Annotated in this window: 28 protein-coding genes and 2 pseudogenes; 7 read left to right on the top strand and 23 right to left on the bottom strand. The window is 41.6% G+C overall.

Features of this window, described 5'->3' with window-relative positions; genetic code table 11:
- Window positions 1–32: 32 nt before the first annotated feature.
- The 9 genes and pseudogenes from AC1TO9_RS02460 to AC1TO9_RS02420 form a co-directional block, all read right to left on the bottom strand.
- The gene (locus AC1TO9_RS02460; protein ID WP_482058253.1) at window positions 33–1,364 is read right to left on the bottom strand and encodes a pyrimidine-nucleoside phosphorylase; all 1,332 of its coding nucleotides are present in this window, start codon (window positions 1,362–1,364) and stop codon (window positions 33–35) included.
- A 101-nt stretch (window positions 1,365–1,465) separates the two neighbouring features.
- Window positions 1,466–2,269 (bottom strand): purine-nucleoside phosphorylase, encoded by an 804-nt coding sequence (locus tag AC1TO9_RS02455; RefSeq protein WP_482058399.1) that lies wholly within the window; start codon window positions 2,267–2,269, stop codon window positions 1,466–1,468.
- 45 nt (window positions 2,270–2,314) lie between these two features.
- Window positions 2,315–3,499, bottom strand: a pseudogene (deoB, locus tag AC1TO9_RS02450) (phosphopentomutase); the annotation flags it as partial.
- Between the two features lie 6 nt (window positions 3,500–3,505).
- Window positions 3,506–4,408, bottom strand: coding sequence for a site-specific tyrosine recombinase XerD (xerD, locus tag AC1TO9_RS02445; RefSeq protein ID WP_482054967.1), 903 nt, complete (start codon window positions 4,406–4,408; stop codon window positions 3,506–3,508).
- Between the two features lie 88 nt (window positions 4,409–4,496).
- Entirely contained in the window at window positions 4,497–4,733 is a 237-nt protein-coding gene (locus AC1TO9_RS02440; protein ID WP_482054966.1) for a DUF4227 family protein, read from the bottom strand.
- Between the two features lie 161 nt (window positions 4,734–4,894).
- Complete coding sequence (gene fur, locus AC1TO9_RS02435; RefSeq protein WP_482054965.1) at window positions 4,895–5,359, bottom strand: ferric iron uptake transcriptional regulator; 465 nt, start codon at window positions 5,357–5,359, stop codon at window positions 4,895–4,897.
- Between the two features lie 82 nt (window positions 5,360–5,441).
- On the bottom strand, window positions 5,442–6,092 hold the full coding sequence (spoIIM, locus tag AC1TO9_RS02430; protein WP_482058252.1) for a stage II sporulation protein M: 651 nt from the start codon (window positions 6,090–6,092) through the stop codon (window positions 5,442–5,444).
- Window positions 6,093–6,167: 75 nt separating this feature from the next.
- Entirely contained in the window at window positions 6,168–7,379 is a 1,212-nt protein-coding gene (locus AC1TO9_RS02425; RefSeq protein ID WP_482058251.1) for an endonuclease Q family protein, read from the bottom strand.
- A 6-nt stretch (window positions 7,380–7,385) separates the two neighbouring features.
- Window positions 7,386–7,961 (bottom strand): NUDIX hydrolase, encoded by a 576-nt coding sequence (locus tag AC1TO9_RS02420; protein ID WP_482054886.1) that lies wholly within the window; start codon window positions 7,959–7,961, stop codon window positions 7,386–7,388.
- 95 nt (window positions 7,962–8,056) lie between these two features.
- On the opposite strand from AC1TO9_RS02420, the gene mciZ reads away from it, so the two are divergent.
- Together mciZ and AC1TO9_RS02410 are read left to right on the top strand one after the other, a co-directional pair.
- Window positions 8,057–8,194, top strand: a complete 138-nt coding sequence (mciZ, locus tag AC1TO9_RS02415) for a Z-ring formation inhibitor MciZ (RefSeq protein ID WP_482054885.1) — start codon at window positions 8,057–8,059, stop codon at window positions 8,192–8,194.
- A gap of 140 nt (window positions 8,195–8,334) precedes the next feature.
- Complete coding sequence (locus AC1TO9_RS02410) at window positions 8,335–8,505, top strand: hypothetical protein (RefSeq protein ID WP_482058250.1); 171 nt, start codon at window positions 8,335–8,337, stop codon at window positions 8,503–8,505.
- A 107-nt stretch (window positions 8,506–8,612) separates the two neighbouring features.
- On the opposite strand, the gene AC1TO9_RS02405 is transcribed toward AC1TO9_RS02410, so the two are convergent.
- On the bottom strand, window positions 8,613–9,758 hold the full coding sequence (locus AC1TO9_RS02405) for a tripeptidase T (RefSeq protein ID WP_482058249.1): 1,146 nt from the start codon (window positions 9,756–9,758) through the stop codon (window positions 8,613–8,615).
- A 78-nt stretch (window positions 9,759–9,836) separates the two neighbouring features.
- Here AC1TO9_RS02405 and prli42 point away from each other — a divergent pair, with 78 nt between their 5' ends.
- Window positions 9,837–9,938 (top strand): stressosome-associated protein Prli42, encoded by a 102-nt coding sequence (prli42, locus tag AC1TO9_RS02400; RefSeq protein ID WP_482054882.1) that lies wholly within the window; start codon window positions 9,837–9,839, stop codon window positions 9,936–9,938.
- Between the two features lie 2 nt (window positions 9,939–9,940).
- On the opposite strand, the gene lipB is transcribed toward prli42, so the two are convergent.
- From lipB to lpdA, 5 genes are all read right to left on the bottom strand, one after another.
- Window positions 9,941–10,642 (bottom strand): lipoyl(octanoyl) transferase LipB, encoded by a 702-nt coding sequence (gene lipB, locus AC1TO9_RS02395; protein ID WP_482058248.1) that lies wholly within the window; start codon window positions 10,640–10,642, stop codon window positions 9,941–9,943.
- Window positions 10,643–10,678: 36 nt separating this feature from the next.
- Window positions 10,679–12,052, bottom strand: a complete 1,374-nt coding sequence (locus AC1TO9_RS02390) for a dihydrolipoamide acetyltransferase family protein (RefSeq protein ID WP_482058247.1) — start codon at window positions 12,050–12,052, stop codon at window positions 10,679–10,681.
- Window positions 12,053–12,071: 19 nt separating this feature from the next.
- Entirely contained in the window at window positions 12,072–13,058 is a 987-nt protein-coding gene (locus tag AC1TO9_RS02385) for an alpha-ketoacid dehydrogenase subunit beta (RefSeq protein WP_482058246.1), read from the bottom strand.
- Entirely contained in the window at window positions 13,049–14,083 is a 1,035-nt protein-coding gene (locus AC1TO9_RS02380; protein WP_482054878.1) for a thiamine pyrophosphate-dependent dehydrogenase E1 component subunit alpha, read from the bottom strand. The genes AC1TO9_RS02385 and AC1TO9_RS02380 overlap by 10 nt, the downstream gene beginning before the upstream one ends.
- Window positions 14,084–14,209: 126 nt before the next feature.
- The gene (lpdA, locus tag AC1TO9_RS02375; protein WP_482054877.1) at window positions 14,210–15,631 is read right to left on the bottom strand and encodes a dihydrolipoyl dehydrogenase; all 1,422 of its coding nucleotides are present in this window, start codon (window positions 15,629–15,631) and stop codon (window positions 14,210–14,212) included.
- A gap of 153 nt (window positions 15,632–15,784) precedes the next feature.
- On the opposite strand from lpdA, the gene AC1TO9_RS02370 reads away from it, so the two are divergent.
- Window positions 15,785–16,081 carry a DUF2627 domain-containing protein gene (locus tag AC1TO9_RS02370; RefSeq protein ID WP_482054876.1) on the top strand — a complete coding sequence of 99 codons (297 nt, stop codon included), beginning with the start codon at window positions 15,785–15,787 and terminating at the stop codon, window positions 16,079–16,081.
- A gap of 102 nt (window positions 16,082–16,183) precedes the next feature.
- Here the strand turns inward: AC1TO9_RS02370 and AC1TO9_RS02365 are convergent, their stop codons facing one another.
- Both AC1TO9_RS02365 and AC1TO9_RS02360 read right to left on the bottom strand, forming a co-directional pair.
- Window positions 16,184–16,480 carry a hypothetical protein gene (locus AC1TO9_RS02365; protein ID WP_482054875.1) on the bottom strand — a complete coding sequence of 99 codons (297 nt, stop codon included), beginning with the start codon at window positions 16,478–16,480 and terminating at the stop codon, window positions 16,184–16,186.
- A gap of 98 nt (window positions 16,481–16,578) precedes the next feature.
- Window positions 16,579–16,791: a hypothetical protein gene (locus tag AC1TO9_RS02360; RefSeq protein WP_482054874.1), complete on the bottom strand. Its 213-nt coding sequence runs from the start codon at window positions 16,789–16,791 to the stop codon at window positions 16,579–16,581.
- Between the two features lie 84 nt (window positions 16,792–16,875).
- Between AC1TO9_RS02360 and AC1TO9_RS02355 the strand changes: the two genes are divergently transcribed.
- Together AC1TO9_RS02355 and AC1TO9_RS02350 are read left to right on the top strand one after the other, a co-directional pair.
- Window positions 16,876–17,445 (top strand): thymidine kinase, encoded by a 570-nt coding sequence (locus AC1TO9_RS02355; RefSeq protein WP_482058245.1) that lies wholly within the window; start codon window positions 16,876–16,878, stop codon window positions 17,443–17,445.
- 29 nt (window positions 17,446–17,474) lie between these two features.
- Entirely contained in the window at window positions 17,475–18,206 is a 732-nt protein-coding gene (locus AC1TO9_RS02350; protein ID WP_482054872.1) for a ZIP family metal transporter, read from the top strand.
- 19 nt (window positions 18,207–18,225) lie between these two features.
- Here AC1TO9_RS02350 and AC1TO9_RS02345 read toward each other — a convergent pair whose 3' ends face one another.
- Together AC1TO9_RS02345 and AC1TO9_RS02340 are read right to left on the bottom strand one after the other, a co-directional pair.
- Window positions 18,226–19,056, bottom strand: a complete 831-nt coding sequence (locus tag AC1TO9_RS02345) for a stalk domain-containing protein (RefSeq protein WP_482054871.1) — start codon at window positions 19,054–19,056, stop codon at window positions 18,226–18,228.
- A gap of 157 nt (window positions 19,057–19,213) precedes the next feature.
- Window positions 19,214–19,813, bottom strand: a complete 600-nt coding sequence (locus tag AC1TO9_RS02340) for a nitroreductase family protein (RefSeq protein ID WP_482054870.1) — start codon at window positions 19,811–19,813, stop codon at window positions 19,214–19,216.
- Between the two features lie 225 nt (window positions 19,814–20,038).
- Here AC1TO9_RS02340 and AC1TO9_RS02335 point away from each other — a divergent pair, with 225 nt between their 5' ends.
- Window positions 20,039–20,269, top strand: coding sequence for a hypothetical protein (locus tag AC1TO9_RS02335; RefSeq protein WP_482054869.1), 231 nt, complete (start codon window positions 20,039–20,041; stop codon window positions 20,267–20,269).
- Window positions 20,270–20,337: 68 nt separating this feature from the next.
- Here the strand turns inward: AC1TO9_RS02335 and AC1TO9_RS02330 are convergent.
- From AC1TO9_RS02330 to recN, 4 genes and pseudogenes are all read right to left on the bottom strand, one after another.
- Window positions 20,338–20,721: pseudogene (locus tag AC1TO9_RS02330) on the bottom strand (carbohydrate ABC transporter permease); the annotation flags it as partial.
- Window positions 20,722–21,028: 307 nt separating this feature from the next.
- Complete coding sequence (gene spo0A, locus AC1TO9_RS02325; protein ID WP_482054868.1) at window positions 21,029–21,832, bottom strand: sporulation transcription factor Spo0A; 804 nt, start codon at window positions 21,830–21,832, stop codon at window positions 21,029–21,031.
- Between the two features lie 199 nt (window positions 21,833–22,031).
- On the bottom strand, window positions 22,032–23,366 hold the full coding sequence (gene spoIVB / locus AC1TO9_RS02320; RefSeq protein ID WP_482058244.1) for a SpoIVB peptidase: 1,335 nt from the start codon (window positions 23,364–23,366) through the stop codon (window positions 22,032–22,034).
- 116 nt (window positions 23,367–23,482) lie between these two features.
- Window positions 23,483–25,207, bottom strand: coding sequence for a DNA repair protein RecN (gene recN / locus AC1TO9_RS02315; protein ID WP_482058243.1), 1,725 nt, complete (start codon window positions 25,205–25,207; stop codon window positions 23,483–23,485).
- Window positions 25,208–25,215: the final 8 nt, after the last annotated feature.

The following is a 25,215-nucleotide window of genomic DNA, read 5'->3' as shown; positions in this document are numbered from 1 at the left end:
CGGCGTCCTTGGTGAAAAAGTTCATATTGGAGTCAAAAACGCTGTACACCATCACGAGTAACAATGGCATAGATTAGCGGAGGGACTGAAACTTTTGTCTCCGAAATTCGGTAAGATTCCAACACTTTATTCTCTATTTCCTGTAATTTGGTAGAATCCTCCATATTGACATGGAGTACAGCTAGCGTCTCCCCAAGTTGTACAGCATCACCAATTTTCTTGGATAATCGGATCCCTACTGCTAAATCAATGACGGAATCTTTTGTCTCACGACCCGCTCCAAGTAGCATGGCCGCAATGCCGATCGACTCTGCCTGAATAGCCGAGACGTACCCAGCTTGTACTGCTTTCACTTTAATGAGTCGTTTGGCCGTTGGAAGCTTCTCTGGATGAACAATCTGATCAACATCACCATTCTGTGCATGGACAAGCTCTTTCAGCTTCTCAAGCGCAGAACCATCTTCTAGATGACCCTTAAGAATAGCACGCGCTTCCACTTCATCTTGCGCTTTACCACCAAGCACTAACATATGGGAGCCAAGAATAAGACAGACCTCATGAAGATCCTTCGGACCATGCCCATTCAATATTTCAATAGCTTCCTTAACCTCCAGTGCATTTCCTATGCCGAATCCAAGCGGCTGATCCATATCACTAATAACTGCAACCGTCTGCCGACCGACATGGCTGCCGATATCGACCATAGCCTGCGCAAGTTTAATAGAGTCATCCAGTGTCTTCATAAACGCTCCGCTACCTGTTTTCACATCCAGTACGATAGCATCCGCTCCTGCAGCAATTTTCTTACTCATAACAGAACTTGCAATGAGTGGAATGGAATCCACAGTTGCAGTAACGTCACGAAGAGCATATAACTTTTTATCCGCAGGAGTAATGTTGCCACTCTGACCGATCACAGCGGCACCCACTTCATTCACTTGTCTGAAAAATTGCTCACGATCTAGTTCTACAGAAAAGCCTGTAATCGACTCAAGCTTATCTATCGTTCCACCAGTATGACCTAGACCACGTCCTGACATTTTGGCAACAGGTACGCCTGCAGCAGCTACCAAGGGAGCGAGCACTATCGTCGTCTTGTCACCTACACCCCCTGTAGAATGCTTATCAACCTTGATTCCGAGAATAGGACTTAGATCCATTTGGTCACCCGATCGAGCCATTTCTAACGTTAAATCGCCCGTCTCACCAGCGGTCATTCCTTTTAAAAAAACAGTCATTGCCCATGCAGACATCTGATAATCCGGAATCTCTCCACTCACATAACCTCTCACCAGAAATGCTATTTCTTCACTGCTTAGTTCATGACCATCTCTTTTTCTCTGAATAATATCTACTGCTCTCATCGTATTGCCCCTCCCATACGCAATTCTACCTTAAGCCTTCATAGAGAAAGTCCAAAAAATCACCTGCTGAAAACCTGACTTTTTGAACTCTCATTCATACTCTACATTTGCGGAATAAGATCTACTACCAATCCTAAGAACTTCTCACGAACACGTTCCGCTGTCTCCATCACTTCATCATGGGATAAAGGTTGATCTAGAATACCTGACGCCATATTAGTAATGCATGTTATTCCCAGAACTTCTATTCCTGCATGCCGAGCAACAATGACTTCAGATACCGTAGACATGCCCACCGCATCAGCTCCCAGTGTACGCAACATCACTATTTCAGCTGGAGTCTCATAGGAAGGACCTAGAAGTCCGGCATAAACGCCTTTCTTCAATTTGAATCCTCTTGATTTCGCTGTATTCTTTGCAATTTTACGCAGACGTTGACTATAAGCTTCAGACATATCAGGGAAACGCACACCCAGTGCCGCATTATTGCGTCCAATTAGCGGATTAGTACCTGTCAAATTTAAATGATCGGTGATGAGCATAAGATCTCCTGGTTGAAATTCTTTGTTCACTCCCCCTGCCGCATTCGTTACAAGTAGGCTCTTCACACCCAACTCTTTCATCACGCGTACAGGAAAAGCAGTGACCTCTGGTCCATACCCTTCATACATATGAAATCGTCCCTTCATCATCACAACCGGACGTCCCTTAATCAATCCCAACAACAGTTCTCCCTCATGTCCCTCTACAGTGGATACAGGAAAGTGGGGAATGTCCTCATAAGGAATAGATATACCCTCTTCTATCAATTCTGCTAATACACCAAGCCCTGAGCCAAGAATAAGTCCTACCTCAGGAAGAATACTACTCTTGCTAGAAATGTATGCCGCCGCTTCTTGAATCATTTGGTCATTTAATTGTTCCATCATCTTTGTCTCCTTAGGGCCTAATAACTCTTGTAAAAAGCTTGTACCATACTTAGGTGCTTGTGCCCCGAAATTATCAGCAATCGTTGCCGCTACGTCCGAGAACGTTCCGCGAATTCCTAAGCTCGATGTTCCTTTTAATGAGGGACTATACACTAATAAAGGTACATATTCCCGCGTATGATCTGTTCCACCATGAGTCGGATCATTTCCATGATCTGCAGATATAATGAATAGATCATCATCATTTAACTTTGAGATAAGTTCAGGAAGTGACTGATCGAATACCTCGAGTGCTCTTCCGTATCCTTCTGGATCGCGACGATGACCATATAATGAATCGAAATCAACAAGGTTAACAAACAGAAAGCCATTGAAATCTTTAGATAACTGTTCCATCGTCACTTGAATTCCATGTTCATTGCTCTTCGTTGGATAGGATTCCGTTATCCCTTCTCCTGTGAAAATATCATGAATCTTCCCTACCGAAATGACATCCTTGCCCATCGCTTGCACCGCATCCAACACAGTCGGCTCTGGAGGCTTCACTGCATAGTCATGACGATTAGATGTACGTGTAAAGCTCCCAGGCTCACCTACATAAGGACGAGCGATAACCCTGCCTACAGAGAACTCAGGTGCCATAGTCAACCTACGGGCAACTTCGCAGCCTTTATAAAGCTCTTCCAGAGGTATAACCTCTTCATGTGCTGCAATCTGAAATACACTATCCGCAGATGTATAGACAATCCAAGCACCTGTCTTCATCTGTTCTTCACCATACTCCACTAGGATATCCGTACCTGAGGCTGGCTTATTCCCTATCACCTTACGTCCTGTTTCTTCCTCGAATTGCTTAATCAATTCTTCAGGGAATCCTTCTGGATAAGTATTGAATGGGGTCTGAATCTTAAGACCCATGAGCTCCCAATGACCTGTCATCGTATCCTTTCCGTTAGATACTTCTTGCATCTTTCCATAAAATGCTGTCGGCTTCTCTACGGGACTCAGGGGTGGAATCGGTGTAATATTGCCAAGTCCCATCTGTTGTAGATTAGGAAGCTTTAGATCCTTTACTCGCTCCAAAATATGTCCAAGCGTATGGGATCCTTCATCTCCAAATTTAGCAGCATCTGGTGCTTCACCAATACCCACACTATCCAATACGATGAAGCAAATTCTTTTGAAACCTTGATTAGAAGTAGCCATTGTATTTCACTCCCTCATAGACGACCGCGGATGGTGATCATCATATTGTTCTTTCATATTTTTCTTGAGCATTGAACTATACATTTGCGTTGTAGAAAGGTCAGCATGTCCTAGCATTTCCTGAACTGATCTTATATCTGCACCATTATCTAATAAATGCGTAGCAAAAGAATGGCGCAATGTATGTGGAGTAATATCCATCTGTATCCCTGTTTCATTAGCATATTTCTTAAGTATTTTCCAGAATCCTTGCCGCGTTAACCGACTTCCCAAAGTATTAAGAAATAGGGCCTCTTCTTCCTTATTACCTTTCAGAAGGTTGTCTCGGCATTCCTTTATATAGTTGTCCAAATAATGAGCAGACACACTATTCATGGGTAGAATTCTTTCTTTACCAGATGTACCAATACAATGTAAGTATCGAAGATCCGTGTGTACGTTCTGTATGTCCAGTGACACAATTTCAGAAACCTTCATTCCAGTCGCATACAAAAGCTCAAGCATTGCCTTGTCCCTAATCCCTTGTAATCCAGAAGTTGCTGGCGCTGATAACAATAGATCTATCTCTTCAACGGTAAGTACATGAGGCGCTTTCTTCACAAGCTTGGGTGTTTCCATTTGTAGAGAAGGGTCTTGATCCACTATAGATTCTCTCAGTAAATATTGAAAAAAGGAACGAATTGAAACCGTCTTACGTGTCACAGTAGCTGCGGCACGACCTTTTTGTTTCAGATCCCTTAAATATAAAAGGATATGACTTCTATTAATTTGTTTGAGAGAACTAATCTCTCTAGCATCTACAAACTCTAGAAACTGAGTCAAATCTTGCTCATAGCTTTCCAATGTATTCCGACTAAGCCCCTTCTCTTCATCCATGAATCGAATAAAGGGTGCCATATGCTGTTTCATGGGCCATTGCGCTCCTTTGTCAATGCGTTATAGAAGTTGTTCAAAAAAGCTATTCGACAACGTTCTTTATTTTCCTGCACCATTCCAATTATTCACCATACCAATAAAAAATGCGGAGACGCTCACTCATACTCATATCTACATTAGTTCCTCCACTTTCTAACTGGAATGCTTTAACAGCATAGCCTTGAGGAGTTCTATAAGGATCTACTGGACTTATCAGTTCCGAAAGCGCACTTAACATCCGGAATAGCAAGTAAGTCAACGCTAAGAAGATAATAGCAAATCGAATAAAAGCAAAGCATTTCCGCAATGAAATAACCATAGGAATCCCCCCCATCATTTCTATGAACATATGATACGATATCCAACAATATGATGGGTGGATAGAGAATTAAGTATACAGCAAAAAGCCCCCCAAACAAACTTATGTTGGCGAGAGCTCGATCTAACATCTAACTATTCATATAGTTACAATTACGTAAATTATTTATCGTTGTTATGATTATTATTCTTCTCGTTGCAACGATGACAAATACCATGGAAATCCAGTCGATGATCAGACACCGTGAAGTTATATTCCTGTTCCAAACGCTCTTCCAAAGGACCAAGCCAGTCTTCACGAATCTCATCCATACGTCCACATTGGACACATATAAGATGATGATGATGATGCTTCGCAGTATCTGTACGTAAGTCGTACCGAGCTACTCCATCACCAAAGTTAATCTTCTCAACGACATGTAATTCACTCAGAAGTTCAAGAGTACGATACACAGTCGCCAGGCCAATCTCAGGTGCTATTTCCTTCACTAACATAAAAACATCTTCCGCACTAAGGTGGTCTTCTTCATTCTCTAGCAATATTCTGACGGTGGCTTCCCGCTGGGGTGTCAGCTTATAGCCCTGGGATTGTAATTGTTGTTTGATTTTATCGATACGAGCTTGCATACTCTCCCCCCTAGGAAATACTGCCTAATTTAATCACTTCCTTCATTATAGGGGGAGATTATAAATAAAGTCAAACGCATTTCTAATATACAAAAGAGAGATTTGCAGGATCAACTAGCATTGGTGTTACCCACTTCATCATCACCGGACTCACCCAAGCTTCAAACGAAGATATGCCAACCATAAGTAGTGCCATAACCATGGTCAGCATGACATAATTAACGAATGGGCGGGCGAAATTGCCTTGACGATGCATCAACATCCTATTTTTAATAATATGTAGAGAGAACGTAATTGCAGCAACGCTACATAATACCAAAACCGGAATAACTAATAGATTATGTGGAGCAACAGACACCAAAGCAAATAGAAACCCTTTCCACGAAAATTGTCCCACTAGATAGCCCACTGTAAACCCGATCAGTACCCCTTTCAGAAAATCAAGGATCAATATGCCTGGCAGACCGATAACAGAAAGCCCACAAATCCAGATCAGACCTACCCACTTCAAATTCAATATAGCTATATTCCAAAAAGCAGCCTCTTCTGATCCGATTCCACCTTGATCAAGCGTTACAAAATAATCACCTAGGTATGTTGCCAGATCCTGCTGTTGCTCTAAAGAAAGTGCGTTAACCATCAATGCACCAAATACGACTCCAACGAGAAATAACACCGCTACAAATATAAAAAGCGTTGTTTGCTCTCTTAAAGAATTTCGAATATATTGCATAGCATAAGAGTCTCCCTTCATCTCACATACAGTTAAGTTTATGAGAGACCTCACCAAACTATGACTTGTCCCGTATTAGGGGCGAATCACTTTACCGTAAATACCGCCGCCACCCGATGTGAGATTAAGACTCCCACTACGCGCCTTGACGATTTGTTGCGCCATTTCCGAACCTACGACAGTTGCTATACTCGCTTCCTGTGCTTGATGAAGAATGTTCATTTCCGTTCCGAAAGCAGTGAGTAAAGAGTTCATTTTCGCTTTACCTAGTCCGGGAATGAACTCCAGCGGAACTTGATAATGATAGGGCGGGCGATGTGCTGGTATAAAAGGCTCTTTCCGATCAGCAATGCTATTAATTCGATCCAGAACTCCTTGTACAACCTTAGTACTCCCACAGTGCGTACAAATTTGTGACGTCACCGTATCCATATGATCTTCAATAATAAGATGACAGCTATTGCAGTATGTTCGATGATATTTCCCTAGGCGAGGATTCAATCCATAATTAGCTATTATTCGCCGTCCATCTTCTCGATTCAAAGCTTTACGAAATTCAGTAAAGGAAGGACGAGCCAAGCGCATGACATTATATTCACGGGCTATTTTGCCAAGAGAATGCGCATCAGAATTACTTAAGAAAGGTACATCATCCATCTCACTCAGCATTCCCGCCATCATGGAATCAGCGCTCAAACCTAGCTCAATACCACTGATCAAGTTAACATCCAGTACGTCTGTCATCGTGCTTGTTATATTCCCATATATCCCTTTGTGAGGCGTAAATACATGTGCTGGAATAAATATGCCCCCACGCTGAACTACTTCTTCTTGCAAAGTTCGTACAGGCACGTAGATCCGTTGTGTGCTCAGATTAATGTTGGTCATATGCTGGGTCATCCATGCACTAAATTTCTGCATCACGTCTAAATCCGGGAAATATGTCAACACATGTGCTGCACCTTTTCCCGGTTCATTGAATTCAATTTCACACCCAAGCAGGATCGTCGTTCCACGATAGTTAATCCCGCCTCCTTCAACCTCACTCATTTCCCCAGAATGCAAACATGAAAGAATGTCATTCTGCACAGATGGAGAGTGACAATCGATAATACCTATCAACTCAATCCCCTTACGCTCTGCTGCTTCCTTAGCGATATTAGCAAACGTTAGATTGCGACTTCCCGTAATTTTTACCGCTTGACCATCGGTTGCTCTACCAATATGAATATGCAAATCAGCATAATATTCATGTAGCTTCTCTTGTGATGGATTTAACGGATTCATGGTCATTCACCCGAACTTTCCTGTCATTGTAGATAGATGCCAAGCATACACCGCCATGATCGTCTTGGCATCACTTATTCGCCCTTCCCGTATGTAGCCATAAGCTTCTTCAAGCGTAATTTCTGACAATTCCAGAAACTCATCTTCATCTGGAGACATTTCACCAGATTCCAAATCCTCCGTCACATACAAATGAATGATCTCATCGGCAAATCCAGGTGATGTATAAAATGATTGTAGAAGCTTAATCTCGCCACAGCGATATCCCGTTTCTTCCTGTAATTCTCGGACTGCTGCTTCTTTGGGATCTTCTCCTGGCTCAAGCTTCCCTGCAGGAATCTCTATTTCACATCGTCCCATCGGTTGACGAAATTGGTCAACGACAAGCATTTTTCCATTATGTATCGCAAGTACTGCAACAGCTCCTGGATGTCTCACAACTTCACGTGTAGCTGTATTCCCGTCGGGTAGCCGCACAGTGTCGACCTGTAAAGTAATAATTTTACCTTCAAATATAGGTTGCGTCGATAAAGTAACCTCATCCAATGTAGATGTCAATCGATTAGATATATTCTCTTTCACATTAATTCCCCCTTATTTATATAAATATGCATGAAAGGACAAGCTGGTACATATGGTGTAATTATAACAAACTTCATTTGAAAGAAGGAGAAACGATGAAGAGCTACCAATCAAACGACTCATTTCATATCGTAGGACAAGCATGGCAGGTTAGAATCATGCTTAAGCAGTGGCAGAATCAATGGGGTCCGCATACGACAATTAAGGAAATGTTGCAAAAATTAAATACATAAATCATATGAGATTCAACATAAACGCATGTCCAATACTGTTCGTCTATTTTGCTCTTATAAGGGAACGCAATCGTCATAGAGAACATAGTTTACCTTAAAGAGGTTATTATCTTTCAATATCAGCAAAGGAGTGTCGTATTGTGAAACCCGCAAAAACCCGGGGCAATTACACACCCCGTCCCACCCAAAATCAGAAAATGAAGCAGTTGGCATTCTTCGCTGCATTTTTATTTCTGATTGCCGCTATTATTTCGATATATGTAGCTTGGAACGACCTAAGAGAAGCAGGTGCCGCTGAATTGATTGTATAAAACAGTGAATTTCCAAATTGTAAATAGGCCCTGCTATTTTCATAGCAGGGCCCTTTTTTGTGTAATTTGTGTAATTTGTGTAATTTGTGTGATTTGTGTAAAGGGATTTACTTCACCTTACTTGCTACCTCTTTACCTGTTTCCTGAATAATAGCAACGACCATTTCTGCTGCCTTCGCCATATCGGCTGCTTTGATTCTTTCTTTGGTCGTATGAATATTCTCATAGCCAAGTGCGAGGTTTACCGTAGGTATTCCGAATCCATTAAATATATTCGCATCGCTACCTCCACCAGAATGGAACACACGGCTAGACAAGCCCATATTACGAATAGCACGTTGGGCGAGCTGCACGACAGCATCATTTTCCGTGAAATTAAAGGCAGGATATACAATTTCGCTACGAAATTCGCATTCTGCATTAAATTCTCGTGCTGTTACCTCAAGCACTTCTCTCATTTGGGCAATTTGTTTATCTACTTTTTCTTGAACGATACTTCTAGCTTCAGCATCCAATTGCACATGATCACATACAATATTCGTCGGACCACCACCTGAGAACTTACCGATATTCGCAGTAGTCTCATGATCAATCCGGCCGAGTTTCATACGTGAGATTGCTTTAGAAGCTACTTGTATAGCACTGATCCCATCTTCAGGATTTACTCCAGCATGTGCCGATTTGCCGATAATCGTCATTGTGACTTTAGCCTGGGTAGGTGCAGCAACAGCAATAGCCCCAATCTCTCCATTCGAATCCAAAGCGTAACCGAACTCAGCGTCCATGAGCTTAGGATCGAATGCCCGAGCTCCTAGCAGTCCAGATTCCTCACCGACAGTAATGATGAATTGGACTTGTCCATGAGGGATCTTCTGCTCCTGAATAACACGAATCGCCTCAAGTAGTGCCGCAATTCCTGCTTTATCATCAGAACCGAGAATCGTCGTTCCATCACTCGTAATCCAACCATCTGCGCCAAGCTTGGGCTTAATACCAACGCCAGGTGTAACGGTATCCATATGACATGTAAAGAAAATAGGAGGAGCATCTACTACCTGATCTGCCTCCCAAGTTATAACCAAATTTCCCGCGCCATGACCTGTTCGTTCCTTACTATCATCTTCAACAACCTTTAATCCAAGCTCACCGAACTTTTTCTTTAGGACAATGGATATCTCTTCTTCATGGCCTGTTTCACTATCAATCTGTACCAATTCCATAAATTCCTGTACAATACGCTCTTGTAATATCATTGGACTTCCCTCACTCTCGCGGATACGTTACAATAAGTAAATAGTAATCAATCTAAAATTAAATCAAAGGAGTTTCCCATGCAACGAAAAAAAGTATTTCGCATTTTCATTTATCTCATGCTCGCTGCCATGCTTGGATCTACACTTCTAATGGTCGTAGAACCTTTCGTAGCCCGCTAAATTCAGCGGGCTTCTTTTATTTCTTCCATTCGTATTCCCTCATAATTAAATACTTGCGTGAACAAAGGTATGATTTCTTCTGCTACTTGCCACATATCGAATTTCCTCTTCGTGCAATCCTCTAGCGAAGTAACCCCGAAATCCTGAATTCCACAAGGAATGATTCCTCGAAATCCCTCATTCTGAATGCCTGCTGTAACATTAAAAGCGAATCCATGACTCGTCACAAACCCACGACTATGCCGACATCTATTAAATTTCACGCCAATCGCACAGATCTTATGCTCCCCGACCCATACGCCTGTATATTCCGGTTTACGAGTTCCCTCAACATCATACTTAGCTAAGTAATCAATGATCACTTGTTCAAGATCACGTAAATAACCATGCAAATCCAGACCTTCTTGCCCGCTAAGCAAAAGTAGAGGATATCCAACAAGTTGACCAGGCCCATGATAAGTAATATCTCCGCCACGATCAATTTCAAACAATGAAATTCCTTGTTCCTCTAATTGCTCTTTACTAAGAAGGAGATTTTCTGGATGCTTCTGCACTCCCATCGTATACGTTGGTGGATGCTGTAAAAGTAACAGACTTTCACGTTGCTCTCCCAGATCGATTTGCTGAACGAGTTTCTTTTGTAGATCCCATGCCTCACCATAGTCCATCAGTGGTGTATATGAAATATCAAGTATTTTACGCAAAGTTAATCCCACCTTCGTCCATCACGTTTGCGTTTCTTAATACAACTTCGTATCCAAGGTGTATCCCTCTAGATTCTCCTTCACCCGTTGAAGGAATCTTCCACAAATAACCCCATCTAGAATCCGATGATCTAGCGACAAGCATAGATTCGCCATCGAGCGAACTGCGATCATGTCGTTAATAACGACTGGTCTTTTGACAATCGACTCAAATGTAAGAATAGCCGCCTGTGGATAATTAATAATCGGATAGGACAATACGGAGCCGAATGAGCCCGTGTTATTCACTGTAAAAGTACCACCCTGCATATCATCAAGCTTCAGTTTACCTTGTCGTGTTTTGGTTGCAAGTTCTTCAATTTCTTTAGCTAGACCGGCAATATTCTTCTGATCTGCTCTTTGAATAACAGGTGTCATCACCGTGTCTTCTGTTCCTACTGCCAGCGAGATATTGATATCGCGTTTAACAACAATTTTATCAACACCCCAGACAGAGTTCATAATAGGGTAATCTTTGATTGCGTTCACGACAGCTTTAAGAAGGAATGCTAGGTAGGTCAGATTATAACCTTCATTCCGCTTGAATTCATCCTTCAGCTTATTGCGTAAGATGACTAAATTCGTAACATCGACTTCAATCATCGTCCATGCATGAGGGATCTCCGACACACTTTGTCGCATACGAGTAGCAATCGTATTTCGAACAGGCGTTATATCAATAAGCGTGTCTGTTCTTCTCTGCTGATCTTGAATGACATTGTTCGGTATTTGCGGAGCTTCATTTAGATGAAGTCCTGAGTTCCGAGGAGATGCCTTCATATTCTCTACGTATTGAGAAGGTGTCACGGCAGGATCCGTATATGGCAATCCTTGGAACGGCGAAGTTGCTCCTACATGCTGAACCGTTGACGAGGAAGCGATAGCATTCCCTTGTACCGATGGACCCTTCTCTACATAAGCTAGAACGTCTTTACGAGTAATTCTGCCACCCATACCCGTCCCATTAATATCACTTAGATTTAGCTGATGTTCCGCTGCAAGGCTTTGAACGGCTGGTGAATAGCGTCCACTCATAGATAGATCCCCTGACGCTGAACTTGAAGAGACTTGTGATGCCACAGGTTGCTGAGCACTCTCAGCAACAGATCCATTCGCAGAATCCACAGCTATCCTACAAATAACCTCGCCTACAGCAACCGTTTGGCCTTCTAACGCTACATGTTCTCCCATAATGCCATCCAACGTAGACGGAATTTCTGCATTTACTTTGTCTGTGATCACTTCACAGATCGGTTCATACTGCTCTATTCTTTCTCCAGGTTGTTTAAGCCATTTGCCAATCGTTGCAGAAACGAGTGATTCGGCAAGCTGTGGCATAAACACATCGGTTAATTGTTTGTTATCGGACATATTCTCACTCCTATGCTTCCTAATAGTTCGCTAATTGTAGCATGGCTGCTTTCACTTTTTCCTTGTCGAGCAAGAAGAATCTCTCCATTGGCGGACTAATGGGCATCGCTGGAACGTCAGGACCACATAATCTCATAATCGGTGCGTCTAAATCATACAGACATTCTTCTGAGATAATGGCAGATACTTCAGCACCCACGCCACCTGTTTTGTTATCTTCATGTACGATAAGCACTTTACCGGTCTTGCGAGCTGCTTCAATAATCGCATCACGATCAAGCGGTTGTAACGTACGTAGATCCAGAATGTGCGCTGTAATTCCCAATTCCTTCTCTAATTCTTCAGCAGCTTGCATACAGAAATGAAGGGGCATACTATACCCAATAACCGTAATATCATCACCTTCACGAAGGAGATTAGCTACGCCTAGAGGCACAACATAATCATCCAAAGGTACATCCCCTTTAATGAGCTTATAACATTTCTTATTCTCAAAAAAGAGAACCGGATCCGGGTCACGAATAGCCGCTTTTAATAATCCTTTGGCATCATATGCTGAGAAAGGTGCAACAATCTTCAAGCCTGGTGTACCGAAAAAGATCGATTCTGGGCACTGAGAATGGTACAGTCCACCGAGGATACCTCCACCAATAGGTGCACGAACGACAATGGGGCAATTCCAATCATTATTTGAACGGTAGCGAATTTTGGCCGCTTCACTAATAATCTGATTCGTTGCTGGTAACATAAAATCAGAGTACTGCATTTCAGCAATCGGCTTCATGCCGTACATCGCCGCACCAATAGCTACACCAGCAATAGCTGATTCAGCCAATGGCGTGTCCATGACACGCATTTCTCCGAACTGATCTATTAAGCCTTTGGTCGTTGTAAATACGCCACCCTTAACTCCGACATCTTCACCGAGAATGAATACATCCTCATCGCGTTCCATTTCTTCCTTCATTGCAAGACGAATCGCGTCAATATATTCCATTACTGCCATGACTTCTCCTCCTCAGCGCTTGCATAGACATGCAGAAGCGTATCCTCTGGTTTCGGGAACGGTGCACGATCAGCATATTCCGTCGCTTCTTTAATTTCCATATTTAACTGTGCTACTAAGTCTGCATCCTTAGCTTCATCCCAAATTCCTAGATTAACGAGGTAGGATTTCATACGTGCTACGCCGTCCTTCTTCCAATTCTCATCTACTTCTTCCTGCGTACGATACACCATGTCGTTATCTGAAGTTGCGTGAGGCTCAAGACGATACATCATCGCTTCGATTAGCGTTGGACCTTCCCCGCGAATCGCGCGTTCCCTTGCTTCCTTGACAACGCGATACACTTCTAATGCATCATTACCATCCACTCGGATTCCTGGAAAGCCATAGCCAAGAGCGCGATCGCTAATTTTCCCGCTTACTTGCTTATGCAAAGGGACCGAAATGGCATACTGATTATTCTCACACATCAAGATAACAGGTAGCTTGTGTACACCCGCAAAGTTACAACCTTCATGGAAATCTCCTTGATTACTTGATCCATCTCCAAAGGTAACAAAAGAAACAAAATCCTGTTTCTTCATTTTGGCAGCAAGTGCAAACCCAACAGCATGAGGAACTTGCGTAGTAACCGGACTGGATCCCGTAACAATTCGCAGTCGCTTGCTACCGAAGTGTCCTGGCATCTGGCGTCCCCCACTATTAGGGTCTTCTGCCTTGGCAAAAGCCGAGAGCATTAATTCTCTTGGCGTCATTCCTACCGCTAACACAAATCCGTAATCCCTATAATACGGCAGGAAGTAATCCTTCTCCCGATCAAGCGCAAACGCTGCTGCGACCTGAGCCGCCTCTTGACCGATACCTGAAACGTGAAAGGTAATTTTCCCTGCCCGCTGTAGCAATAAATTACGCTCATCAAATTTACGCGCTAGCAACATATATCTGTACATGTCGATCACCTGACCATCACTCAGTCCAAGCTGCTCATGCTGATTATCCACGTTAATATTTTCTTCATTATTCATAGAGTTACCTCCTTGTTCATAAAGCTCATTCGGCTTCTTTGATCTGATCTTAAAACCAGGTACTAAGACTAGGCTATACCTATTATAATCCTTTTACCACTAAAAAGAAAAGAACCATTAATCACATTACATTCCTATCGCCTTTCCATCTACGGCGAGCATTGCTTCTCCAAGAACTTCAGACAATGTAGGATGCGGGTGAATCGTCTGACTTACCTCCCAAGGTGTTGCATTTAATACTTGTGCCAATGCCGCCTCGCTGATTAAATCCGTCACATGAACCCCAATCATTTGTACACCAAGAATATCATTACTCTTGCGGTCAGCAACCACTTTGACAAACCCATCCTTACTTCCATGTACTAATGATTTTCCAATGGCCTGAAAAGGAAACTTCCCAACCTTAACGTCAAATCCTCGTTCCTTAGATTCTTTCTCTGTGTAACCAACGCTAGCTACTTCCGGTCGGGTGTATACGCAACGTGGAATGAGCTGTGATTCATAAGGATACACTGTTTCTCCAACCATGTGATTGACAGCTGCAATTCCCTCATGACTAGCTGCATGAGCTAATTGAACCCCACCAATGACATCTCCAATGGCATAGATGTGTGATTCACTACTCTGCATGAACGAATTTACAGCAATACAACCCTTTTCAATACGTACACCTGTACTTTCAATTCCTATATTCTCTATATTCGCTTGCCGTCCAATGGATACAAGTAGTTTCTCAGCAGTAAGACTCTTGGTTGAGTCCCCTTGTTGAATATTCAAAGTTATGATGCCATCTTCGATTTGATATGTATCTGCTAGCACCATACTGCCTGTTAGCACCTTAATTCCGCGCCGGCTAAAGATCTTCGTTAATTCTTTCGAAATATCCTCATCTTCTTGTGGAAGTAGTTGATTCGCTGCTTCGACAATCGTGACCTCAACTCCGAAATCATTCAGCATCGATGCCCATTCCACACCAATCGCACCACCTCCGACAATGATCATAGATTGTGGCAATTGTTCCATCAAGAGGGCTTCATCACTGCTAACAATATGAATACCATCCGATTCAAGACCAGGCAGAACCCGCGGGCGGGAACCCGTAGCGATAATTAAATGAGTTGGAACGACATTCTCCATTTCACCATCCGCTAATTCAACAGCTACCGCCCCACTCTGAGGTGAGAAAATAGAGGGCCCAATCACACGACCTTTACCATGTAGTACTCTTATTTTATTTTTACGCATTAAATATTGGACGCCTTGATACAGCTGTTCAACGATGTCACTCTTACGTTGCTGCACTTTAGGGAATACTACTTTGGCTCCGCTCGTCTCAATACCGTAGCTCTCACTTTCTTTTATATCTGCATAGACTTCTGCACTACGTAGCAACGATTTACTAGGAATACAGCCCCTATGCAGGCATGTCCCACCAAGCTTGTCTTCTTCTATGATGACGACATCTTTACCTAATTGAGCAGCACGGATTGCGGCGACGTAGCCACCGGTTCCCCCTCCAAGTATTGCGATATCACATGTAATAGTCATAACCAACCTCCACCTATTTCGTTTTCACTCTTATATTCTACTCCTTTTCGGCCCTTTTACAAAGCTTTGCATGTCTTCTCAAATAGACAAGCCTGCGTGAACACGGTATTATACATGAAGATAAACAATCCAAAGTATAGGAAGGATCCAAACATGAAATTACTCATTACCCGCTTCATCGCCATTATCATTTTGGTTATTCCAGGCTTAATGGCTATGAAAGGATTTCTATTGATGAAAGACTCTCTATTCAATTATCTTTCAGTACATGGAGATGATTCAGTCATAGACCCAACCTTCCAGTGGTTTCATTTTGGGGGAGGTCTTCTATTATTTGCTGCAGGCATGACCTTTCTAGGTGGCTGGATACTAACAAGAGATCGCAAACGTAATTATGTCGGACCACGATTCAAAGAGAAACGAAAACCTAAAGCACCTACTCAACCTTAAATTTGATTGATTATAATACAGATTGGTACGCCAAACTTCATCTTACTTATCGAATCAACAAAAGACTCTGTTCGCCTGTCGCTAACGGAGTCTTTTTAGAGTTTATAATACGAATTTACCTGCATTATTAATCACATCGATATCAATCGAATCTTGAATATCTGTTTCCTGTTCACCTAGTATGGGGAGCTCTGTTAACCTAGCCGTGGTTAGAATAACCTGCAACACATTATCACGACTATATATCACGGATTGTATATCAAAAAAGCCAGCCAAGAGCGCAGCAATTACAGCTATCTGTTGTGTCGATAAATTAGGGGCAGATCCTTTTACGTTTTTCCTCTTGCTGGAGATTTGAAGTTTTTTTCTACGTTGTGATTTTTTAGAAGAAAGACTCATCCTTAACCCACCCTTCACCAGAACTTCTCCTTCCTAATAACATATAGCGAGAATTTACAATTGGTGTGATGGATAAGCACATTTTTGAACTAAAAATTTTATTCGTACAGAGCATCACGAAGTTTACTCGACATTCTCGATTCTTTAGAATTTGATTTCACAACGGCTTTTCTTAAGGAGAGATTCTGCTGTAAACAAATCTCTAGATCCTCAATAAGATGATTCAAGAGGATTCGCATTTCCGAATGAAGTGAACCTTCACTTTCCAAAGCTGCTATCTGTTCCTTATATCGTTCTAACGTTTCATTCATTTTATTTCCTCCGTTTAGATACTATTTAAGTGTTTCGTGATTTGTTAATATGAATAAATGACACGTCGAAAGGAAGTTATTAGATTGGCACAGTTATTTTTTAAATATGGAGCAATGAACAGTGGCAAATCCATTGAAATCCTTAAAGTAGCTCATAATTATGAAGAACAAAATAAACATGTATTAATCTTTACATCAGGGATTGACGACAGAGACGAAGTTGGTTACGTATCTTCACGAATTGGACTACGCAAACAAGCTATCCCTATATATGAGGATACTAATCTTTTTCAGATCGTTCAAGAACGTCAACCTAAACCATCTTGCATTCTCATCGATGAGTGTCAGTTCATGAGCAAAGAAGGGATTCTTCAGCTAGTCCAGATTGTGGATGAACTCCATATTCCGGTCATGGCATTCGGTCTTAAGAACGACTTCCAGAACAATCTCTTTGAGGGTAGTAAATATTTGTTGATTTATGCGGATAAAATTGAAGAGTTAAAAACAATTTGCTGGTTCTGTGAGCGTAAAGCAACGATGACATTACGAATGGAGGACGGAAAGCCTATCTACACGGGAGAACAAATCCAGATTGGTGGAAACGAAACCTATTATCCGGTATGTCGTAAATGTCATGCTAACCCACCTCAATGAAAAGTTCATAAACAAAAAGGAGTTTATCTATGCAAGAAGCTATCATTGGCAGCTTCATTTCAGCTATGGCTACCGTATTAGGAGCTATCCCTTTATTCTTTGTCAAGAATCTTTCTGAGAAATGGAAAGATATTCTCATAGCATTCACAGCGGGAATTATGGTGTCAGCATCTACGTTTGGGCTAATGCTTCAGGCAGTGAATGAATCAGGCATTATCGCATTGACGATTGGATTATTGTTAGGAATTATCGTACTTGATCTGATTGAGAAGAATATCCCGCATATTGATGTTGAGAATGATTCTGGCGTTAGCAGATTCGATTCTAAATCTCTATTAGTCATTATCGCACTCTTCATTCATAACATCCCTGAAGGGCTTAGCACAGGCTTTAGCTTTGCAAGTCAGAATGAGGCCTTGGGACCAATGGTCGCCATCTCTATCGGTGCTCAGAACATGCCCGAGGGGCTAATCCTTGGCATATTCCTGCTCAATTCCAAAGTAACAAAGTTAAATACTTTCCTTCTTGTCACAGTTACAGGCTTGATGGAAGTCATCTCTGCAATCGTTGGATATATCACCGCAAGTTATATTGAATCATTAATCGGATATGGATTAGCCTTCGCTGCAGGGGCCATGATGTTTATCGTATATAAGGAACTCATTCCTGAAAGCCATGGGCACGGGTATGAGAGACCCTCCACATACTCATTTATCATCGGTCTGCTAGCTATGATCTATATTAGTTACTTTTTCGGCTAAATCCAAATGGGAACTCGGGCTAATTTTCGAATTTCGAAAAGATAGCCTCTCCCGCTACATAAACGCCGTTCACATAAGCATATTCGATCTTTAGCTCCCCAATAAACTCACTAGGTGATATTTGTACAGCCGCTGATGCCTTTAATATGTCGTTCTCAACATAATAACGTAGAATAGAACCGATCCCGGGCTGCTCAAACCAGTAATCTCTGTCTTCATTCAACATTGAATTAGGAAGAAGCGTTAATTGATCATTGATATGCATTTCGATTCCCTTACCGCTAATATTCCCTGTCCATTGTTTCTTGAAAGCAATTAACGCATCCTCTACTGGAATATTAAATCCTGTATCCCCTTCTCTTAAGTGAAGTTCATTTATATGAACACCCGTTCCATATCCTGTTGTCAGAATAACAGCGATTTCATTATTTCCATCGCCATTTAAATCCGCGGAAATAATCTCTGGAGCATACGATGGATTCGTTACATTGTAACCAACAAGAGATCGATTGAATTGATCAGTGACCATTTGCAAATGCTCATAAATCCCATTGGCACCTTCCCGACCCGTGATCTTAATATGACCCAATTCAGAGATCACCTTATCCTGTGCATCTTTTATTTCAACTTCCTTTGTATTCGCATTGTAAGACACTATTTTATTGAACGTATCTGAGATGGTCGTAAGAGGTACCATCACTTCTCCATCGATGATTTGTGGAGGTGATTCTGTATAATGTTCATTGCCATTTATAATTAATTTAATTGGATTCGAAGCTAGAACGATAACAGAAGTTCCAAATAATACACATACAGCTGTGGTTGCAACAACCCATTTCTTAGTTTTCAAGGATAATCCACCTTCCGAGGCTTTAATAGTAAATAATCTCTCATATCTATATCGTATACTTTTATTAGGAATACTACTAGAAAAAAGATTGTAACTATTTGAAAAAGCCCACGCTAGCGCGTTGGCCTACAGAATAAAGCTCATGTATTTACTTCTTTTAATTGTCTTTGTTCAAAGAATCTGGTTTATCCACCCACACGGTTACATCCTGAAAAGGTGTGCGTTTACTTTGCTGTATGCGATCTCCAACTGGAATTCCTAAATAAATAAATCCAAGAACCTTGTCCTTTGAACTGAGTCCGAAATGCTCATTCATTTGGGCCTGGTATGTAGGTTCACCAGTTCTCCATATGGCTCCTAGACCAAGAGCATGAGCTTCAAGTAGCATATTCTGAATAGCGGAGAATACAGCCCCGTACTCTTCCAGTTCAATAATGTTATCTTGTTCCTTCGGTGTCACGGCAACGGTAATAATGACTGGTGCACGCATCGGTTTCTTCCTTGCTGATTCTGCAGCCTTTTGCACTTCTGGAGATGCGGGATCACCAATCGCTGTCACAGCAATTTCCGCAAGTGCATGACCTAATAGTTCCCTACCCTCACCTCTAAGCACAAAGAAACGCCACGGCTCCGTCAATCGGTGATTGGGCGCCCACGTTCCTGCTTCCAGAATCTGTTCAATGGCAGAGACAGGCACATCCTCCTCTGTCACCTTTCCGATACTGCGTCTTGTACGTATAGCCTCAGATATATTCATATTTATAATTCCTCGCTCTCCATTAGCAGTTGTTCAAAAAGTCATCTTTTGAACTCGCACTATTAAGAATGTTTCTCAATCATATGTATTCATTGTAACAAACATTCAGCCGCATGCCCAACTGAGAATGTTTATCCCACTGATTTGCTGGTAACTTAGCCGACACAAGCTATCTTTTCCTCTCATACAATGCCTCAAGACATGAAAGGAGGCTGACAAACAACTATGGAAGCATATCATAATTGTGTACAATGTATGAATCGTAGAGTGCGTATTTTTACTAATGATGGAAAAGTACATGAAGGTGTTATTACGGGTGTAGATAGACATCATGTATATTTAAGAACCGAATGCCCAAGAAACCAAGTGCACACATCTGCCTTTTTCAACCCTTTTATAGGTGGTCCAATTTTAACATTAAGTTTGTTTACACTATTAGCAATCGCTTTAATTTGATTTAACCCCATACAACATGCTTGACCCAAAAGATGGACGCTTGATTAAAGTGTCTATCTTTTGGGTCATTAACCTTTTACACTACCCATAACTAAACCCTTCATAAAGTACTTTTGCAGAAATGGATAGACGATTAATACTGGGAATGACGCTAAAAATACTTGAGCAGCTTTAAACGTTCGATCAGATACTTGCTGCGTATTGATTAGCTCTGTTGCCGATACAATGGAAGGATCTACAGCTATAATAATGGTCTGCAAGTAACTCTGCAGGGGATAATTGGCTGGTGAGTTCATATATATTAATCCATCAAACCATGAGTTCCAATGTGCAACTAGTGTAAATAAAGTAATTGTCGCAAGCGATGGCTTAGAAAGTGGTAAGTAAATACTCCATAGCACTCGCCAATGACTAGCGCCATCCATATAAGCTGCTTCTTCAATTTCTTTAGGTGAATCAATTTCATAAATCAAAAGGCTTGCTACAACTAGGTTTTTAGGGCATAGAAAAAGGAGTATCTCGCCAAAGTCTTTCTGGATAGATTCTTACTTGAACAGTAAAGCATGAAATTGTCTAACTGAAAATCTAAATCAGTCATAAAAACACCGTCTATTTATTGGATTTTTCGAACCCAATAAATAGACGGTATAAGTCGGTTTAACGAACAGTAGTTTATTGGTATGAGTTCACCTAAATACGATATTTATACGCAAAATGGTTTTATGTATAAACATCCCAAAATCTTCACCCTATATACGTTTAAGACACCTTGTGCTCAATTCTAAGCTTATCAGCGACCATCGCAATGAACTCTGAGTTAGTAGGCTTAGACTTGCTTATATTGATCGTGTAGCCGAACAGGTGGCTAATAGAGTCGATGTTGCCGCGGGTCCAGGCTACTTCAATGGCGTGGCGGATGGCACGTTCCACTCTGGAAGGCGTTGTTTTGAATTTTTCGGCAACCGCTGGATAGAGGGTCTTCGTGATGGCACCTAGAATTTCTATGTTGTTATACACCATGGTGATGGCTTCGCGCAAATACTGATATCCTTTAATATGTGCAGGAACACCAATTTCATGAATGATCGATGTAATGTTAGCGTCTAAATTTCTTCCTTTACTTAATGGAAGCACGTTAGATCTGTTGTTCGACATAGACATACTTGGTGAATTCACATTAGGTTGACCAACCAATTGGCGAACGCGATTCACAAGAACTTCCATATCAAATGGTTTCAGAATGTAATAGGAAGCTCCAAGTTGCACAGCTCTTTGGGTGATATTCTCTTGGCCGAATGCCGTCAACATAACGACTTTGGGCTGTGGTGAAAGATTCATTTCACGTAGACGTTCAAGCACCCCAAGACCATCTAAATGAGGCATGATAATATCCAAGATCAGCACATCAGGTGCTTTTCTTGATTCATTAATCATATTGAGCACTTCCTCGCCGTTATAGGCGATTCCGGTAACAACCATATCTTCTTGTTCCGTCAGGTATTCGGCAAGTAAATTTGTAAATTCTCGGTTGTCATCCGCTAATAAGACCTCAATTTTTTGCAATTTTGGTTCCTCCTCGGTTTCCCTTAATAATTAGTTAACTGTGATTTTTTTCCTCTCCAAACATAGTTTCGACATTGAAATCCAAATCCCTTCTGTCGAAAATTATTTTTGTTTATATTTTTATCATCTTCCTATATAATTAATTTATTTTTTACAGCATATGATCTTATTCAACGATTTATGACAAAAAACCTTAAAGCTAACTCGCTTTAAGGTTTTTTTGTTGATTTGAAGTTTTAGGTATAGCTCCGGAATCTTGAAGCATCCATTCGATGAAACATCCATAACCTGATTTAGGATCATTCACAAACACATGAGTTACAGCACCAATTAATTTTCCATTTTGTATAATCGGACTACCGCTCATCCCTTGAACAATACCACCTGTTTTGCTAATCAGTTTCGGATCCGTAATTTTTATGACGAGCCCCTTCGTTGATGGAGCCTCTTGCTTTGCCACATGAACAATCTCAATTTTGAACCTTTCAACCTGCTGACCATCCACAACAGTCAATATTTCTGCAGGTCCTTCCTTAACTTCTTCTGCAAAAGCAATTGGAATCGGTTCTTTATATACACTGTGCTCAGGGTTCTTTGTCATTTTACCAAAAATACCAAAGTGAGTATTACTTACAATATTACCAATGATGTTACTTTCCTTCAGAAAATGGGCTCTTTTCTCACCTGGTTCACCATCTTGACTTTTAGAAATGGAAGTTACGTTGGATTCAACAATTTGTCCGCTACCGACTACGATTGGGGTTTGCGTGTTCATATCGGTGATGACGTGTCCAAGTGCGCCATATACTCCCTGATTAGGTGCATAGAAGGTTAGAGTACCCACACCCGCTGCTGAATCACGAATATAAAGACCAAGCCTCCAAGCTTTGTCTTCCTCATCATAAGCAGGAGTCAGCTTTGTTGTTAATACCTTATCTCCTCTTTTGAAGGAAATATCAAGCTTCTTCTTCTTTAGTCCAGCGTCGTCAACCATGCTTCCTACTTTACTTATGTCCGTGAGCGGAACGCCATTCATATGTGTCATTAAATCACCTAATTGAATACCAGCATTCTCCCCTGGAGATATTCGACTATCGTGACTTACGTTCACTAAATGATGCCCTACAACGAGAATACCCGCTGATTTCACTTTCACTCCAATGGTTTGTCCTCCAGGGTACACCTTTAATTCTGGGACAACCTGAACTCTCATCGTCTTAATAGGAATGGTGCCGAATGCTTTCAGGGTAAGGCGAGCATTGCCACTACGCTTGGAACTAAGCTGCAAAGGATGACTGGGGGACACTTGGAGCGTTGGTTGTGCCATTCCATTCATTTGTAGGACATCAGGTCTATCTACAGATGCTTGGGCATTAACAGGAACCGCCAACTGAAGTGTAGATAAATCGCCCGTAAATAACCTTACGTCGCTAGGCAAAGCAGCAAAACTTTGTACAGGTTCACTTGTACCGATGAAACACAGAACGCAGGCAGATAATAGGCCAAATAATTTCTTCCTGAGGTTGGAGCTCAATGGCTGTCACACTCCCTTTTACTTCTTTCGCTTGACGAAAGGTGGTCGCCAATTGCGTACCTTTAAGATAACCCCGCCCTCAGGCTTTTATTACTGTCAATCATTACTCCGATGCCTTACCTGCCAGCTTTTCTCGCTTCAGCCAACTTCAGCATTTCTTGAGCATGATGACGCGTTTTTGTCGTTATCTCAACACCACCGAGCATCCGAGCAAGTTCCTCAATCCGCCCCTCTTCAGACAAATTATCTACACTTGTCATCGTTCGTCCATCTATAATGTTCTTCTCAATTAAATACTGGTTATCAGCCATACAAGCCACTTGTGGTAAATGCGTAATGGAGAACACTTGGCAACTCTCCGATAGCTTAAAGAGCTTCTCAGCAATCGATTGAGCTGCTCTTCCACTAACTCCTGTATCCACTTCATCAAATATAAGAACCGGGATCCGATCATGACGCGCAAATATTGTCTTCATGGCGAGCATAATCCTCGAAAGTTCTCCACCTGATGCAATTTTACCAAGAGGTCTTAACGGTTCACCTGGGTTAGGCGATATCATAAATTCGACGTTATCCATTCCTTGTTTCGTTAATCGAACCTTATGACCTTGCACTTCATATCCACGTGGGTCCTCAAGCAGTTCATGCTTCACTTGCAGTGAAGTACGTTCCATTTGAAGATCCTTAAGTTCTCCTTCAACTTGTATCCCCAAATCGGCTGAGCATTGTCTTCTGGCCTGACTTAATTCAAATGCAGATTGTAGCAAGTCACCAAGTAGCTCATCGCGTTGTTGACGAAGTTTCTCGACATGCTCATCTTTATTTTCAATCAAATCACTTTCCAGTTTTATCTTCGTGTAATATTCTAGAATTTGCTCAACACTATCCCCATACTTCCTACGTAACGTGATGATCTTATCTATACGCTGTTCAACCTCTTCTAATCGCTCAGGATTGAACTCGATATTCTCACGGTAATCTCTTAACTGAAATGTTACATCTTCAAGCTGAAAGTAAGCAGATTGCAGCTGCTCAAGCATAGGCTTTAATCCACTCTCGTCATAAGCAACAATGTCTTTGAGTAGTGTAACCGCAGAACTAATGGAACTTACACCATGTTGTCCGTACAGAATATCATACGCACCTGAGACTGAATCCATCATTTTCTCACTATGGGATAGCTTGACCCTTTCATCGGCTAACCATTCATCTTCCCCAGATTTTAAATTCGCCGCAGTAATTTCCTCCAATTGGAATCGATATAAATCCAGCATTTGGAACGACTTTTGGCTAGTATTTTGCAACTCACGGAGTTCCTTCTCAACTTTAATAAATATGGAATATTTCTCTTGATATCTTTCTTTCAACGGTCCAATGACTTCTTCACCATATGTATCCAAAAGAAATAAGTGTCTTTCCGGACGCAGTAAACTTTGATGCTCGTGCTGACCGTGGATATTCACCAAATGATCACCCACTTCGCGTAGCATCGTAAGATTTACAAGTTGTCCATTAATTCTAGATGTACTCTTACCTTGAGACGTTAATTCACGTCTAATAACTAAATGCTCTTCGTGATTACCATCTATCCCGATCTTGAGAAGTGCATCCCATATGGGATGTCCTTCCTGTAGCTCAAACAACGCTTCAATCTCCGCCTTATTACAACCATAACGGATAAGATCAGCAGACCCTCTGCCACCAGCTATAAGACCAAGCGCATCAATTATGATTGATTTACCTGCTCCTGTCTCGCCTGTAAGTACGTGGAATCCCTGATAAAAATGTACATCAATTGCTTCAATCACGGCTAAATTCCGAATGGATAACGTTACTAGCATGAATCAAT

It is taken from the genome of Paenibacillus sp. Y916, from assembly GCF_056786435.1.
Note: the sequence above shows the minus strand (reverse complement) of the source record. Positions and strands in the feature narration are given on the sequence as shown.

Coding starts and splice junctions, on each gene's coding strand:
- AC1TO9_RS02460 (WP_482058253.1), bottom strand. CDS start 1,364: ATGAGAGCAGTAGATATTATTCAGAGAAAAAGAGATGGTCATGAACTA.
- AC1TO9_RS02455 (WP_482058399.1), bottom strand. CDS start 2,269: ATGATTCAAGAAGCGGCGGCATACATTTCTAGCAAGAGTAGTATTCTT.
- xerD (WP_482054967.1), bottom strand. CDS start 4,408: ATGAAACAGCATATGGCACCCTTTATTCGATTCATGGATGAAGAGAAG.
- AC1TO9_RS02440 (WP_482054966.1), bottom strand. CDS start 4,733: ATGGTTATTTCATTGCGGAAATGCTTTGCTTTTATTCGATTTGCTATT.
- fur (WP_482054965.1), bottom strand. CDS start 5,359: ATGCAAGCTCGTATCGATAAAATCAAACAACAATTACAATCCCAGGGC.
- spoIIM (WP_482058252.1), bottom strand. CDS start 6,092: ATGCAATATATTCGAAATTCTTTAAGAGAGCAAACAACGCTTTTTATA.
- AC1TO9_RS02425 (WP_482058251.1), bottom strand. CDS start 7,379: ATGAATCCGTTAAATCCATCACAAGAGAAGCTACATGAATATTATGCT.
- mciZ (WP_482054885.1), top strand. CDS start 8,057: ATGAAGAGCTACCAATCAAACGACTCATTTCATATCGTAGGACAAGCA.
- AC1TO9_RS02405 (WP_482058249.1), bottom strand. CDS start 9,758: ATGATATTACAAGAGCGTATTGTACAGGAATTTATGGAATTGGTACAG.
- prli42 (WP_482054882.1), top strand. CDS start 9,837: ATGCAACGAAAAAAAGTATTTCGCATTTTCATTTATCTCATGCTCGCT.
- AC1TO9_RS02390 (WP_482058247.1), bottom strand. CDS start 12,052: ATGTCCGATAACAAACAATTAACCGATGTGTTTATGCCACAGCTTGCC.
- AC1TO9_RS02385 (WP_482058246.1), bottom strand. CDS start 13,058: ATGGCAGTAATGGAATATATTGACGCGATTCGTCTTGCAATGAAGGAA.
- AC1TO9_RS02380 (WP_482054878.1), bottom strand. CDS start 14,083: ATGAATAATGAAGAAAATATTAACGTGGATAATCAGCATGAGCAGCTT.
- lpdA (WP_482054877.1), bottom strand. CDS start 15,631: ATGACTATTACATGTGATATCGCAATACTTGGAGGGGGAACCGGTGGC.
- AC1TO9_RS02370 (WP_482054876.1), top strand. CDS start 15,785: ATGAAATTACTCATTACCCGCTTCATCGCCATTATCATTTTGGTTATT.
- AC1TO9_RS02365 (WP_482054875.1), bottom strand. CDS start 16,480: ATGAGTCTTTCTTCTAAAAAATCACAACGTAGAAAAAAACTTCAAATC.
- AC1TO9_RS02360 (WP_482054874.1), bottom strand. CDS start 16,791: ATGAATGAAACGTTAGAACGATATAAGGAACAGATAGCAGCTTTGGAA.
- AC1TO9_RS02350 (WP_482054872.1), top strand. CDS start 17,475: ATGCAAGAAGCTATCATTGGCAGCTTCATTTCAGCTATGGCTACCGTA.
- AC1TO9_RS02340 (WP_482054870.1), bottom strand. CDS start 19,813: ATGAATATATCTGAGGCTATACGTACAAGACGCAGTATCGGAAAGGTG.
- AC1TO9_RS02335 (WP_482054869.1), top strand. CDS start 20,039: ATGGAAGCATATCATAATTGTGTACAATGTATGAATCGTAGAGTGCGT.
- recN (WP_482058243.1), bottom strand. CDS start 25,207: ATGCTAGTAACGTTATCCATTCGGAATTTAGCCGTGATTGAAGCAATT.